The following is a 12301-nucleotide window of genomic DNA, read 5'->3' on the forward strand; positions in this document are numbered from 1 at the left end:
GCAGCGAGGGGCGCCCGGCGGAGACCGCCGGGCGCCCTTCGCCGTGTGCGGGGGCGGTGGAAGTACGCGCGTCTTATACAAACGTCTTGTACGAGCGTATAGAAACCGTCTATGGTGGTGCGCATGAACACCGACAACGTCAAGCGTTCCGCGTTCACCGTCGATGGCCGCGCCCTGTCCTACGTGGATTTCGCAGGGCCGGGCCGCCCTTTGATCGCCCTGCACGGGCACATGTCCGAGGGCATGTCCTACGCCGATCTCGCCGCCCGTCTCGCGCCGGACTGGCGGGTCATAGCACCTGACCAGCGCGGTCACGGCTGCTCCGACCGGGCGGCCGACTACAGCCGGCAGGGCTATCTCTCCGACGTGGAAGCCCTCATGGACCATCTGGGCCTGGACAGCGCGGTCCTCCTCGGTCACTCGCTCGGCGCGATCAACGCCTACCAGTTCGCCGCCAGACATCCCCGGCGCGTCACCGCGCTGGTCAACGCCGAGGGGTGCGCCGAACTCGGTCTGGACGGCGGCAATCCACTGGCGTTCGTACTCAGTCTTCCCGACGGCACGGCCCCCAGCCGAGAGGCGTTCGTCGCTCAACTGGGTGACTTCGCACCGTACTTCGCCTCCGCCGTCCGGGAGCAGTCCGACGGCACCTGGGGGCTGCACTTCCATCCCAGGGACATGTACGACTCGGAGGAGCAGGTGCATGGCGACCACTGGGCCGACTGGACCGGGTCCGACTGTCCGGCGCTGCTGATCCGCGGCACCAAGGGCGGCGTACTGCCCGCGGAGCAGGCGGAGCAGATGGTTGCCGGACGGCCCGGCACCCGCCTGGTCGAGCTGGAGACGGACCACTTCGTGTACGCCAACGATCCGGCCGGCTTCGCGGACGCGGTGCGCGGTTTCCTCGACCGGGTCTGACGCGGACGCGCGACAGGCCCTTCGAACGAGCGAAACCTATGCGAACTGGCGGAGGAACGCCTGCCAGCTCTCGCGAGAGGTGGTGAGGAGGGGGCCGTCCGGCTGCTTGCTGTCGCGGACGGCCCGGCCGTGATCGGCGATGTCGGCGACCTCTACGCAGTTGCTCTCCGCCTGGGAGTAGGCGGACTTCCGGAAGGGGCCTATCGGGCCTGTCGCCTCGGTCACGATGCGTCTTCCTTCAAGCGCCGCAGTATGTCCCGGATGAGCTTCGCGCTCGCGTCCGGTGCCAGTGCCGACGATCGTAGTTGGTCGTACATGTTCGCGTAAGCGGCAAGGTCCTCCGGGGCTTCGAGGACGGATGCGCCTCGCAGGTTCTCCAGGGTCACCGCTTCAACCACCGGCTCGGAATCGAAGCTGAAGGTGGAGAAGGCAGAGGTCACCGCCCCGAGCACGCCCGCGCTGAACGGCAGCACCTGAACCGTCACGTTCTTCCGCTTGCCGGTCTCCAGGATCGCGGCGAGCTGCCCTTGGTGGACGTCGGCACTCACCAGCGGCTGAGCGAGGACCGACTCCCAAAGGATCGCGGAGTACGTCGCACCGCCCTCCTCGATCTTCGCCTGCCGCCCCTCCCTCACCTTCAGCAACTGGGTCACCCTGTCCGGCTCGATGTAGTTGGGGCTGCCCGTGGTGATCGCCGCGGCATAGGCGGGGGTCTGCAATAGCCCGGGGACGAGTGCCGGCTGCCACTCGCGGATATAGGTCGCGTCGTCCTCCAGCGCGATGTGGTCGACGTAGTCCGGCCGCAGGTGCGCCGCATGCTCCAGCCACCAGCCCCGGTTCTTGGAGTGCTTGGCCAATTCCTCCAGCTTGGTACACACTTCCGCGTCCTTGACGCCGTACGCGTCCAACAGCAGGCGCACCTCGATGACCCGTGCTGTGACGTGCCCGCTCTCAAGACGGCTGACTCTGGCCTGGCTTGCCGCGATCACCTCGGCGGCCTGCGGCTGGTCGAACTTCGCGGCCAGCCGGTACTGCCTGAGCGCCGTACCCAAACGCCTACTGCGTACGGTCGGCCGTCCACCTGCGGGCATGGTTCTCCCCTCTCCGGGCGCCAACGATGCCACAGGGCTTACTACTCGCGAGATCGGTTCACTCGATCGAGTACACAACAGCATGCATTCACTCAAGCGCATTGCACATGAGCTGGACACACCCCTAGCTTCCAGCCATGCCCGCTACCAAAACCCTCCGCATCCCCCAACGCAGGCACCACGTCCGCGCCATGCGGCAGCACGTCCGGAAGACCCTCGTGGACTGGGGGATCGCGGATGAACTCGCCGACTCCGTCACCCTCTTGGCGAATGAGCTGGTCACTAACGCCGTGACCCACTGCCGGGTCGGCTGCGCCCGGGTCAGGGTCACCCTCACTCACCGTGGAAGCGACCTGCTCCTGGAGGTGGCGGACCCCGACAGGGACCGGCTCCCCCGGGTCCACGCGTCCGGCCCGGACGAGGAACACGGTCGCGGCCTCGCGCTCGTGGAGGCGCTGGCCGACGCCTGGGGACACCGGCAGGAGCCGTACACGAAGTGCGTGTGGGCCCGGTTCACGCTGCCGGTGACGGAACGCGCGGAGGGGACGCATGTTTCGGATGGTGCGTGAGATTCGTGAGGTGGTCGCCCGCCTGCTCACGGGCCCCGGCGTGAGCGACGGAGACCTCGCACGAGAGGTCCGCACACCGGACCCGTACGTCTGGCGACTGCCGAGCCCGTACGAGGCTCGCTGGCGCCGCTGGCACAAACGCTGCCGGGAGGCAGGGGGCCGCCTGCCCTTCCCGCGCGAGGAGGGCTACTGGCAGTCTCCGCCATCCCGCGCCGGGGATTCCCCCTGGCGGACGGAGGACGACGTGGTGCGGCCGTACGTCCTCAAGCCTTGACGCTCCGGCGGACCCGGGCGATCACCTGCTGGGCGTCGGTACCGAACACGGCGGACTCCGCGAAGGTGTCCCAGACGCGACGGTAGAGAGTGATCGTTTCCGCATCGTCGAGCCACAGCTCGGCGTGCCAGTCCTCGACGGTGACGAGCCGGTCGTCCAGCATGCAGAACGAGTTGCCCAGCGGCAGCCGCAACGGGGCGTCCAGCGGCAGGATCCCCATGCGTACGGTGTCCATGCCGACAACCCCGAGCAACCGGTCGAGCTGGGCTGCCAGCACCTCCGGTGGGCAGATCCGGGCCCACAGCACGCTCTCGTGCATGAGCAGGTTCAGCCGCTTGCCCGGCCGGTACAGCCACTCCTGCCGTTTCATACGGGCCCGCACCGCGCCTTCCGTGTCCCGTGGGGCATTCCGGAGTGCGGTCTGCTGCTCGAAGACGCACCTGGCGTAGTCGGCTGTCTGGAGCATTCCGCTGATGGCGGCGTTACTCAGCGCGTGCATGGTCCGCGCGTTGGCAACGAGGGTGTTCCAGGTCTCCTGAACGGGGACGTGGCCTGCGGTGAGCTGGCGCCGCCAGGAGCGGATGTGACTCTCGAATCCCCTCAGCCTGGATCGCAGTTCCTCATAGAGCGCGGGCTGCCCGGTCGCTCCGGCCCAGGCCAGCAGGTCCTCGTCCGTGGGGGTCTGCCGGCCGGTCTCCAGCTTGCTGACCTTCGACTGCCGCCAGCCCAGCCGCTGGGCGAGTTGATCACCGGTGAGCCGGCCATCAGGGCTCTCGACACGCAACTCACGCAGCCTGCGCCCCAGTTCCTCGCGTGCCCGCTGATAGTCCGTGCTCACCGGTACCCGTTCGTGCCCTTATTCGTCGCTGTGCATTCGTGCCATGAACCGCTGGCGCGGCACGGCGTGGTGCCAAGCAGCATCCCGCACCACGGAGCAACGCACCACCTCCGCGGGTTCGGTGATCAGGTCCACGTGCGTGAGCTGATCGTCGTCGTCGAATCGGAGCAGCGCGATGAGGCGGCTGTCGAACAGCCAGAAGTCCTCGGCGGGCAGCCGGAGCCGGTCCGCGTCGGCGCGCCACAGGTTGCGGATGTCCTCACCGAGACCGATGTTCCACCTGGCGCCGTCGAGCAGGTAGAGCTGGCCAGTGGTAGCGGGCCGGTCCACAATGCGCACGCGCTCGATCCGCTTGCCCTGGGCGGTCTGCGTACGGATCATCTCGCCGAACCGGTTGTACGCGGGGCTCAGCTCCGAGTCCTCGCCGACTGTCCCGGTCGCGATGAACCGGCTCCAGCGGTCAGTCGTCTCGTCACTCGCGTACCGCCGACGCGTCTCCAACCGCCAGGCGGTGTGCTCGAACTTGTCGAACAAACCGTTGAACTCGTACAGGTCGATCGTTCGCACCTGCCGCCTCCGTACTTTCGGTGACCAGTCGGCCAGTACACCCTGCGGGACCACGACCGCGACCTCTCCTTCGGACAGATGCTGAAGCTGTGCGACGTCTTGGGGATCGGTCAACGGGGGTCCGTGCACGATGACCTCACCGCTGTCCAGATCCTCATGCACGGACGGACACCCGTTGATGTCACTACCGGTCCCGTTGAACCGCAGCCTGCGCGCCATGACGACCACCCCTTGGATCTCGATGATGTTCCGGCACCCACCATGTCGGTGACCGTGCGCGCATGTCTATGCATCCTGAGTAGTCACGCGAGAATAATCGAGAATATTCGGCACCATGTCGCACCTTTCCGTCCTACGTTCGTCGCGCAGCGGGATCACTCACCGCAACCAGACGGACAAGGAAGGCACACCCATGCCGAACGGAAGCCACCTCTACGCCCTCGACATCACCTCCGCCGCGTTCGTCCAAGCCTGCGGAGGCCCCTGCACAGAGGGGTGCGTGACCCTCGCCCGGATCGGGGACGACGCCTGGGCACTCGGTGACAGCAAGCGGCCCGATGTGCCGCCGCTGCGGTTCAGCACGGAGGAACTGAGTGTCGCTGGGATCGACCCGGCGCGGTTCGGTCTGGTGCTCTGACCGGACCCCCTTGTGCACTACCACGCCTACCTCTGGACCGGCCCCAAGGATCGGTTCGATCAAGAGGCGCTGCGGCGGCCACCGCATCCCCATCCCCCTCCGCCCGACGCCCGGCCCGAGGTCATCCAGCGCTACCGCGAGATGGCCGCCGCGTTCCCCACGTCGGAGCTTCCTCCGCTGGAGACGGCGTACTGGCTGGTCAAGCCACGGGTGCTGGTGCGGGGTACGTGGGAGGCGGGGGAGGTGGAGGCGGCAACGGGCTGGCTCGGGGCGCGGCTGGCCGAGTTCGCGCCCCGGTTCGCCGCCGAGGCCCAGCGCGCGGACGGGCACCGGCAGGGGCTGGTGCGCTCGGCCGGTGAGCGGATCGGGGGCGGCGGTGACGTGTCGCTCGGTTTTTATCTGGAGCGGCCGTCCTACCTGTCGCTGGCCCTGGTGACCTGTTCTCCGAACCGCGCGGCCCCCGAGCTGCCGTGTCCCCTCGGAGGGTGAGGCGACACGGCAGCCGCAGCCTTCGTCAGCCCGCCGTGCAGCTCAAGCTCGGCACGCTTCCCCCTCCGGGCGCGCCCCCGAGCCCGAAGCTCGCCGAACCGCTCACCGCCACCGCCCCGTTGTGCGCCGCGTTCACGGCAGTCACCGCCGTCCCGGACTGGGTGTACGTCGCGTTCCACATGTTGGTGATCTGCTGCGCGCCGCTCCAGGTCCACTTCACCTGCCAGGACTTCAGGGGCGTCGTGCCGGTGTTCGTCACCTTCACCTCGGCGTTGAAGCCGCCGCCCCAGTCGCTGGTGGTGGTGTAGGCGGCGGTGCAGGTGGCGGTCCCTTCGCCGGGGGTACCGGGGTCGGTTCCTCCGCCCGCCGGGAAACCCGGTGCCTTGATGCTCGCCAGGTAGCCGTCCTTCACCGTGTCCACCGTGGTCCAGTCGTCCTTCAGGATGCCGCCGGTGTCACCGGAGTTGGGGTTCCAGGACCAGAAGGTCCAGTGGAAGCTGTCGGCGCCGTAGGTGGCGGTGGGGCGCAGGTACGTGGCCAGCGCGGCCAGCCATTTCTGGTCGGTGGTGGACGCGAGGGTCGTACCGAATTCGCCTACCCATACCGGCGCGATGTTCTGCTTGAAGATGTAGCCCCAGTACTTGTCCCAGATGCCCGGCATGTTGTCGGGGAAGGACGGGTCGCTGAACCAGCTCTGCTGGGCGACGCTGGTGGCGTAGTCGTGGGCCGAGTAGACGACCCGGTTCGCCACGTCCAGTTGCACCGGGTACTGGGCCACGCCCATCAAGTTGCCGCCCCACCAGCCCGACGTGCCGTTGAACGTCTGCACGCCCTCTACGAAGATCAGCAGGTTCGGGTTGGCGGACAGGACCGCGTTGCCCGCGCGCTGGGCGGCCAGGCGCCAGTCCGTCGCCGTGTCGCCGCAGCCCCAGCAGGCGGGGTCGTGCGGCTCGTTGTGCAGGTCGATGCCGACGACGGTGTCCTGGCCCGCGTAGCGGGAGGCGATCGACTTGAGGTTGGTGATCCAGGTCGTCTCGGGGACGGCTGACGTGTACCAGAGGGCTGACTGGGCGGAGGCGTCGGGGCGGTGCCTGTCCAGGATCACCTTCAGGCCGTCCTGGCCCGCGTACGCCACCAGCTTGTCCAGGATCTGGAGGGAGCCCAGCCCTTGCAGGTCGGCGTTCTTGCCGCTGGAGAAGTCGATGCTGTTCGGGACGGTCGTCGACTTGAAGATGTCGTCGCTGTAGGGGATGCGGATCGTGTTGTAGCCCAGCGACTTCATCTGGTCGATCATGCTCTTGTAGTCGCGTGACCAGAGGCCGTGGACCACGTAGTTCGAGGTCTCGAAGCCGAACCAGTTGATGCCGGCGATGCGGACCGCCTGGTTGTCCTCGTCCAGGATCTGGCGGCCGCTGGTGTGCCAGTAACCGGCGCCCGCCGCGGCAGGGGCGGCGGCGGTGGCGGTGGCGGCTTGCGCTGCGGTCAGCGGGAGTGACAGTGCCAGCGCGGTGGCGGCCGCCGTAACGGCTCCGGTGGCTAGGCGCGTGGCGCGCATCAGGTGCAACAGATGGTGCATGAGGCGCATGTCGCTGGTCCCTTTCCGTGGGGGCGCGGCTCCGGAACCAGTGGGAGCGCTCCCACAACCGCGTGCCTCCATCGAATCGAGCGTGCATGAGCACGTCAAGCCATCGAACGAAACCCGGCTCGGCGCCTGATCAGTCGCCGCGGCGTCGCAGCCTGCTGAGGCCGAAGACCGCCGCCAGTGCCACGAGTACGACCACGCCGCCCACCTTGACGTTGCCGGTCAGGTCGGCGGAGCCCGTGTCCGAGCCGCCGCCCGAGGCGGACGAACCGCCGCCGGAGGAGGGGCCGCTGCCGCCGCCGGGCAACTCGCCCGGCTTCACCTCGCTGTCCTCGCCCTCGCTGCCGTACATCAGCGCGGAGCCGTCCGCGGTGTACGTCATCGACTCGCCCTGCGGCTGGAGGGGGACGCTGAGCTTGCCCTCTTCCTTGATCTTGCCGGTGGTCTTGTCGTCCCAGGTGTAGGCGTAGCCGTTGAAGTAGCCGCGTACGGCGAGCTGCTTGCCGTCCGGGGAGAAGGCCGCGTCGGTGGCCCAGAGGTCGACGGCGGCCACCCGCTTGAAGACGTTGGTGGAGGAGGCGGAGAGCTCGGCCGGGGCCTCGTACAGGGCGCCGCCGTCCTCGTTCTTGGAGACGATGTAGACGCGGCCGGTCTTCGGGTGCACGGCCAGGGACTCGGCGTCCCGGGCCCCGTCCTCGTACTTCACGTCGTACTGCGTGGCCTTGACCGTCTGGTCCTTCAGTTCCTTCGGCTCGGGCAGTTCGTAGATCCACACGTGGTCCCACTTGCCGCCGAGGTTGTCCCCGATGTCGCCCACGAAGATGTGGTTGTCGGGGCCGATCGAGATCGCCTCCACGTCGCGGGGTTCGCCGATCCCGCTGAGCGTGACGGTGGCGACCGTCTTCCCGGTCTTGCTGTCCACGGCGTAGAGATAGGGGCCGTCGTCGCTGTCGTTGTGGGTCCAGTAGACGCCGGGGTGCTGGTGGGAGGCGGCCAGACCGCTGGACTCCGTGATCCTCGGATCGGTGATCGTGAAGCCTTCGGCGTCGGAGGCGGCGGCCGGCGTGGCGGCCGTGCTCACGGCGGCGAGGGCACCGGCGAGGACGAGCAGGGCTCCGGCGAGGAACGGAGACGAGAACGGTCGGCGCATGCGCCAAGCCTGCCATCCCCGTTCGAAGTTCGGTTCGGGTGGCCATCCTCACATCCCGGCGGACCCCGCCCACCACGGTGATCGAGGATGATGACCGGATGCTCAGGTTCATGTTCGTCGGCGACTCGATGACCATCGGCAGCGCGGGCGAGCACACCTGGCGTTACCGGATGTGGCAGCACCTGCGTGCCACGTACGGCGGCCCGTTCAAGATCGTCGGTCCGCGCGAGACGCTGCACGACCCGGTGACGGACGCGCCCACGTCGTACGAGTACGCCGAGCCCGGCTTTCCGCTCGCGCATCTCGCCGGGTGGGGCGAGGGCTGGTTCCACATGACGCCGCTGATCCGCGAGACGGTGAAGGAACAGCGGGCGGACGTCCTGCTGGTCTCGCTCGGGCTGATCGACCTCGGCTTCTACACGGACGCGCGGCAGACGGACGCGAACGTGCGGCTCTTCGTCGAGCGGGCGCGGGAGGCCAATCCGCGGATCAGGATGGCGCTGATGCCGGTGATACCGAACGTGCGCGCCCAGGGGGACGCCCCGTTCGCCACGTCGGTCGCCGACTTCAACGAGCTGCTCGCCAAGGCGGTCGCCGACCTCGACACCGCCCGCTCCCCGCTCGTCCTGGCCACCCCGCCGGCGTCGTACGACGTCGACCTGGACACCTACGACGGCACGCATCCGAATGCCCGGGGCGAACACAAGGTCGCCGAGGGCTTCGCGACGGCGATGTACGAGGCGTGGGGGCTGGGCGAGCCGTACGCGGCCTGAGCCGGACGGTGACCGGCCGCCGTGCGGATCACGGTGCCCGGCCGCCGTGCGTATCGTTTGTACCGCGCGGCCGCCCGCGCCCGAGCGGTGGCCGGGGAGGAGCGCCACGATGACCGTCCTCGACGACAGGACCGAGATGGCCGACGACATGGGCGAGCTGACTCTGGACGTCATGTTCGAGTCGCTCGAGAAGATGCCCATCCCCGAAGGGACCAAGGTCGAGATCGTCGGGGGAAACATCTTCATGTCACCGCAGCGGCACACCCACTGGCAGATCATCTTCGACGTGCTGGAGCAGCTGCGCGTCAGTTACTCACGAGCGCAGCTCGCGTCGGACGTGCGGATCGACTTCCCCGGGCGCCTGAACGGGTTCGCCTGTGACGTGGCGGCGGTGGCCGACGGGGCCGTGAAGGACGACAAGGGGCGCTGGCGTCACCAGGACGTCGAGTTCGTGGCCGAGGTGATCTCCAAGGACACGGCCGCCAACGACTACGGCCCCAAGAAGACCGCCTACGCCATCGCCGAGGTCCCCGTCTACCTCATCGCCGACCCCTACCAGGGCAGGTGCCACCTGTTCACCCAGCCCAAGGACGGCGAATACATGACGGAGACCACTGTCGTCTTCGGCACCGACATCGACCTGACCACGACCTGCGTCGCCCTCACCCTCACCACCGCCGACTTCCCCCGGGACTGATCCCCCCGGCGGCCCGGGGCCTCCCGAGAACCAAGATCGCCGAGGGCTTCGCGGAGGCGATGTACGAGGCGTGGGGGCTGGGCGAGCCGTACGCGGCCTGAGCCGGACGGTGACCGGCCGCCGTGCGGATCACGGTGCCCGGCCGCCGTGCGTATCGTTTGTACCGCGCGGCCGCCCGCGCCCGAGCGGTGGCCGTGGAGGAGCGCCACGATGACCGTCCTCGACGACAGGACCGAGATGGCCGACAGCGACGACGACACGAGCGCCCTGGACGCGCTCTTCGAGCAGTTGTCAGTCCCCGAAGGTTTCAAGGCCGAGATCGTCGAGGGGGCCGTCTTCATGGTGCCGCAGCGGAGCACCCACTGGTTGATCATCCGTAGGATCGTCCGTGCCCTGGACGAGCGCTTCGGCATGGACGCCCTGGTCTTCTCGGATGTACGGATCGATTTCCCCGGCCACCGCAACGGCTTCTGCCCCGACGTGGCGAAGCTGCGCGACGGGGCGGAACAGGACGAGACGGGTCACTGGCTCCACCAGGACATCGAGTTCGTCGCCGAGGTGCTCTCCAAGGGAACCGCCGCCAACGACTACGGCCCCAAGAAGACCGCCTACGCCATCGCCGAGGTCCCCGTCTACCTCCTCGTGGATCCGTACGTCGGCAAGTGCCATGTCCACACCCAGCCCAAGGACGCCGAGTACGTGACGGAGACGACCGTCGCCTTCGGCGGAAACGTGGACCTGCCCATCGCCGACCTCACCCTCACCCTCATTACCGCCGACTTCCCCCGGGACTGATCCCCCGGCGGGCCGAGCCGCCCGGGTCCGGTGTTGCCTAGAGCGCACTCCACGTCGTTGGCTGTGAGCATGAAGTACACACAGCTGGGACGCACGGGACTGAAGGTAAGCCGGCTGGTCCTCGGGACCATGAACTTCGGTCCGCAGACCGACGAGCCCGACAGTCACGCCATCATGGACGCCGCGCTGGACGCGGGTCTGAACTTCTTCGACACCGCCAACGTGTACGGCTGGGGCGAGAACAAGGGCCGCACCGAATCGATCATCGGCAACTGGTTCGCCAAGGGCGGCGAGCGGCGCGACAAGGTCGTGCTCGCGACCAAGGTCTACGGGAACATGGGCGCCGACGGCGGTTCCGTCTGGCCCAACCACGACAAGCTGTCCGCGCTGAACATCCGGCGCGCGGTCGAGGCCAGCCTCAAACGGCTGAAGACCGACTACATCGACCTCTACCAGTTCCACCACGTCGACCGTGACACGCCGTTCGACGAGATCTGGCAGGCGACCGACACCCTCATACAGCAGGGCAAGATCCTCTACGTCGGCTCCTCCAACTTCGCCGGCTACAAGATCGCCCAGGCCAACGAGGCCGCCGCCCGCCGGCACAGCGTCGGCCTGGTCAGCGAGCAGTGCCTGTACAACCTCGCCGAGCGCCGCGCCGAGATGGAGGTCATCCCGGCCGCCCAGGACTACGGGCTCGGCGTCATCCCCTGGTCCCCGCTGCACGGCGGGCTGCTCGGCGGGGTCCTGAAGAAGCAGGCGGAGGGCGGTCGCCGGGCCAGTGGCCGGGCCGCGGACACGCTCGCCGACCCGGCGAAGCGCGCCCAGATCCAGGCGTACGAGGACCTGCTCGACAAGCACGGTCTGGCGCCGGGCGAGGCCGCGCTGGCCTGGCTGCTGACGCGGCCCGGAGTCACCGGTCCCATCGTCGGCCCGCGGACCGCCGGGCAGCTTGAGTCCGCGCTGCGCGCGCTGGAGCTGGAACTGTCCGACGAGGTGCTGGCCGGCCTCGACGAGATCTTCCCGGGGACCGGACCGTCCCCGGAGGCGTTCGCCTGGTAGCCGTCCGCCGCACGGCACGCCGCGGCGGCGGTCCGCTACTTGACCGCCGCCGCCACCGCCACGACGACGAACATCAGCACAAGCACACCGGCCATGATCCGGTTACGGGTCTTCGGGTCCACACCCACGAGGTTAACCGGCCGGTCCCGACCGCCCTCAGGCACCCGTTCCCTCAGCCACCCGCCCCAGCGGCCACCGGCCGGCCGACTCGTACCGCGGCTGCTCCCCCGGCACCCCCGACCTTGGCAGACTGCTGCGCACCAGATGCAGCTCACCGACGGTCCACTCCCGCCCGGCGAAGTTCTCCAGGGCGGTGAGGTACGAGGCGAAGCCGACGCCGTCACGGCCGCGGGCCACCGTCAGGTGCGGGCGGTAGCGGCGGTGCTCCTCCGTCGCGACGCCCGCCTTGCGGGCCGCCGCCTCCGCGCGCTCGGCCAGCAGCCGCAGCGTACGGACGTCCCCGGCCGCGCCCGTCCACAGCGCACGGTCGCCGAAGTGTCCGCCGCCGCGCAGAGCGAGCGGGAAGGGGGCCGTGCGGTGGGCCGCCCTGGCCAGCCGCTCGCCCAGGGCCGGGACGAGGCCGTCCTCCACCTCGCCGTAGAAGGCGAGGGTGAAGTGCCAGCCGGCGCGGCCGGTCCAGCGCAGCCGGTCGGCTCCCGGCAGCCGTCGCAGCCCGTCCACCACCGAGCCGAGTTCGCCCGCCACGTCGTCCGGGGGCAGCACAGCCGCGAAGAGTCTCATGACGTCACCATGACAGGTACGGGGGCTACGGGGCCGACGGGCCACTCCCGGCCGGGAGTGGCCCGTCGGGCCGCACGGCCCCGGCGCCCGCCGCCCGCTGGGGTCGAAGCGGCCCTCC

At 69.0% G+C, this 12301-nt stretch carries 16 protein-coding genes; 9 read left to right on the forward strand and 7 right to left on the reverse strand.

Features of this window, described 5'->3' with window-relative positions:
- Window positions 1-123: 123 nt before the first annotated feature.
- A complete protein-coding gene (locus ACFV6E_RS42200) occupies window positions 124-918 on the forward strand; it encodes an alpha/beta fold hydrolase (RefSeq protein WP_385469015.1) in 795 nt (264 codons plus the stop codon).
- 36 nt (window positions 919-954) lie between these two features.
- Here the strand turns inward: ACFV6E_RS42200 and ACFV6E_RS42205 are convergent, their stop codons facing one another.
- Both ACFV6E_RS42205 and ACFV6E_RS42210 read right to left on the reverse strand, forming a co-directional pair.
- The gene (locus ACFV6E_RS42205; protein WP_385469017.1) at window positions 955-1143 is read right to left on the reverse strand and encodes a DUF397 domain-containing protein; all 189 of its coding nucleotides are present in this window, start codon (window positions 1141-1143) and stop codon (window positions 955-957) included.
- Window positions 1140-2009, reverse strand: coding sequence for a helix-turn-helix domain-containing protein (locus tag ACFV6E_RS42210; RefSeq protein WP_385469020.1), 870 nt, complete (start codon window positions 2007-2009; stop codon window positions 1140-1142). Before ACFV6E_RS42210 ends, ACFV6E_RS42205 begins: the two co-directional genes overlap by 4 nt.
- Before the next feature lie 137 nt (window positions 2010-2146).
- Between ACFV6E_RS42210 and ACFV6E_RS42215 the strand changes: the two genes are divergently transcribed.
- Window positions 2147-2578 (forward strand): ATP-binding protein, encoded by a 432-nt coding sequence (locus ACFV6E_RS42215; RefSeq protein WP_385469023.1) that lies wholly within the window; start codon window positions 2147-2149, stop codon window positions 2576-2578.
- Window positions 2571-2852 carry a hypothetical protein gene (locus ACFV6E_RS42220; protein ID WP_385469026.1) on the forward strand — a complete coding sequence of 94 codons (282 nt, stop codon included), beginning with the start codon at window positions 2571-2573 and terminating at the stop codon, window positions 2850-2852. The genes ACFV6E_RS42215 and ACFV6E_RS42220 overlap by 8 nt, the downstream gene beginning before the upstream one ends.
- On the opposite strand, the gene ACFV6E_RS42225 is transcribed toward ACFV6E_RS42220, so the two are convergent.
- Window positions 2842-3690 (reverse strand): helix-turn-helix domain-containing protein, encoded by an 849-nt coding sequence (locus tag ACFV6E_RS42225; protein ID WP_385469029.1) that lies wholly within the window; start codon window positions 3688-3690, stop codon window positions 2842-2844. The genes ACFV6E_RS42220 and ACFV6E_RS42225 overlap by 11 nt on opposite strands.
- Window positions 3691-3708: 18 nt before the next feature.
- Window positions 3709-4476 (reverse strand): DUF6879 family protein, encoded by a 768-nt coding sequence (locus tag ACFV6E_RS42230; RefSeq protein ID WP_385469032.1) that lies wholly within the window; start codon window positions 4474-4476, stop codon window positions 3709-3711.
- 193 nt (window positions 4477-4669) lie between these two features.
- Here ACFV6E_RS42230 and ACFV6E_RS42235 point away from each other — a divergent pair, with 193 nt between their 5' ends.
- Together ACFV6E_RS42235 and ACFV6E_RS42240 are read left to right on the forward strand one after the other, a co-directional pair.
- Window positions 4670-4894 carry a DUF397 domain-containing protein gene (locus tag ACFV6E_RS42235; RefSeq protein ID WP_385172050.1) on the forward strand — a complete coding sequence of 75 codons (225 nt, stop codon included), beginning with the start codon at window positions 4670-4672 and terminating at the stop codon, window positions 4892-4894.
- Between the two features lie 12 nt (window positions 4895-4906).
- A complete protein-coding gene (locus ACFV6E_RS42240) occupies window positions 4907-5383 on the forward strand; it encodes a hypothetical protein (RefSeq protein WP_385469035.1) in 477 nt (158 codons plus the stop codon).
- Window positions 5384-5408: 25 nt separating this feature from the next.
- Here the strand turns inward: ACFV6E_RS42240 and ACFV6E_RS42245 are convergent, their stop codons facing one another.
- Both ACFV6E_RS42245 and ACFV6E_RS42250 read right to left on the reverse strand, forming a co-directional pair.
- On the reverse strand, window positions 5409-6938 hold the full coding sequence (locus tag ACFV6E_RS42245) for a cellulase family glycosylhydrolase (protein ID WP_385469053.1): 1530 nt from the start codon (window positions 6936-6938) through the stop codon (window positions 5409-5411).
- A gap of 160 nt (window positions 6939-7098) precedes the next feature.
- The gene (locus ACFV6E_RS42250) at window positions 7099-8115 is read right to left on the reverse strand and encodes a WD40 repeat domain-containing protein (RefSeq protein ID WP_385469038.1); all 1017 of its coding nucleotides are present in this window, start codon (window positions 8113-8115) and stop codon (window positions 7099-7101) included.
- A 98-nt stretch (window positions 8116-8213) separates the two neighbouring features.
- On the opposite strand from ACFV6E_RS42250, the gene ACFV6E_RS42255 reads away from it, so the two are divergent.
- The 4 genes from ACFV6E_RS42255 (at window position 8214) to ACFV6E_RS42270 (ending at window position 11442) form a co-directional block, all read left to right on the forward strand.
- The gene (locus tag ACFV6E_RS42255; RefSeq protein WP_385469041.1) at window positions 8214-8888 is read left to right on the forward strand and encodes a GDSL-type esterase/lipase family protein; all 675 of its coding nucleotides are present in this window, start codon (window positions 8214-8216) and stop codon (window positions 8886-8888) included.
- A gap of 109 nt (window positions 8889-8997) precedes the next feature.
- Window positions 8998-9585: a Uma2 family endonuclease gene (locus tag ACFV6E_RS42260; protein WP_385469044.1), complete on the forward strand. Its 588-nt coding sequence runs from the start codon at window positions 8998-9000 to the stop codon at window positions 9583-9585.
- A gap of 210 nt (window positions 9586-9795) precedes the next feature.
- Window positions 9796-10380, forward strand: coding sequence for a Uma2 family endonuclease (locus tag ACFV6E_RS42265; protein ID WP_385469047.1), 585 nt, complete (start codon window positions 9796-9798; stop codon window positions 10378-10380).
- Between the two features lie 69 nt (window positions 10381-10449).
- Window positions 10450-11442: an aldo/keto reductase gene (locus ACFV6E_RS42270; RefSeq protein ID WP_385172065.1), complete on the forward strand. Its 993-nt coding sequence runs from the start codon at window positions 10450-10452 to the stop codon at window positions 11440-11442.
- 156 nt (window positions 11443-11598) lie between these two features.
- Here ACFV6E_RS42270 and thpR read toward each other — a convergent pair whose 3' ends face one another.
- Window positions 11599-12183 (reverse strand): RNA 2',3'-cyclic phosphodiesterase, encoded by a 585-nt coding sequence (gene thpR, locus ACFV6E_RS42275; RefSeq protein WP_385469050.1) that lies wholly within the window; start codon window positions 12181-12183, stop codon window positions 11599-11601.
- Between the last annotated feature and the right edge of the window lie 118 nt (window positions 12184-12301).

This window comes from Streptomyces sp. NPDC059785 (assembly GCF_042732375.1).
GTDB lineage: Bacteria > Actinomycetota > Actinomycetes > Streptomycetales > Streptomycetaceae > Streptomyces.

Bases quoted from the DNA above. Each gene is read 5' to 3' on its own strand.
- ACFV6E_RS42250 (WP_385469038.1), bottom strand. From the start codon at position 8,115: ATGCGCCGACCGTTCTCGTCTCCGTTCCTCGCCGGAGCCCTGCTCGTC.
- ACFV6E_RS42265 (WP_385469047.1), top strand. From the start codon at position 9,796: ATGACCGTCCTCGACGACAGGACCGAGATGGCCGACAGCGACGACGAC.
- ACFV6E_RS42255 (WP_385469041.1), top strand. From the start codon at position 8,214: ATGCTCAGGTTCATGTTCGTCGGCGACTCGATGACCATCGGCAGCGCG.
- ACFV6E_RS42245 (WP_385469053.1), bottom strand. From the start codon at position 6,938: ATGCGCGCCACGCGCCTAGCCACCGGAGCCGTTACGGCGGCCGCCACC.
- thpR (WP_385469050.1), bottom strand. From the start codon at position 12,183: ATGAGACTCTTCGCGGCTGTGCTGCCCCCGGACGACGTGGCGGGCGAA.
- ACFV6E_RS42215 (WP_385469023.1), top strand. From the start codon at position 2,147: ATGCCCGCTACCAAAACCCTCCGCATCCCCCAACGCAGGCACCACGTC.
- ACFV6E_RS42270 (WP_385172065.1), top strand. From the start codon at position 10,450: ATGAAGTACACACAGCTGGGACGCACGGGACTGAAGGTAAGCCGGCTG.
- ACFV6E_RS42230 (WP_385469032.1), bottom strand. From the start codon at position 4,476: ATGGCGCGCAGGCTGCGGTTCAACGGGACCGGTAGTGACATCAACGGG.
- ACFV6E_RS42210 (WP_385469020.1), bottom strand. From the start codon at position 2,009: ATGCCCGCAGGTGGACGGCCGACCGTACGCAGTAGGCGTTTGGGTACG.
- ACFV6E_RS42260 (WP_385469044.1), top strand. From the start codon at position 8,998: ATGACCGTCCTCGACGACAGGACCGAGATGGCCGACGACATGGGCGAG.
- ACFV6E_RS42200 (WP_385469015.1), top strand. From the start codon at position 124: ATGAACACCGACAACGTCAAGCGTTCCGCGTTCACCGTCGATGGCCGC.
- ACFV6E_RS42235 (WP_385172050.1), top strand. From the start codon at position 4,670: ATGCCGAACGGAAGCCACCTCTACGCCCTCGACATCACCTCCGCCGCG.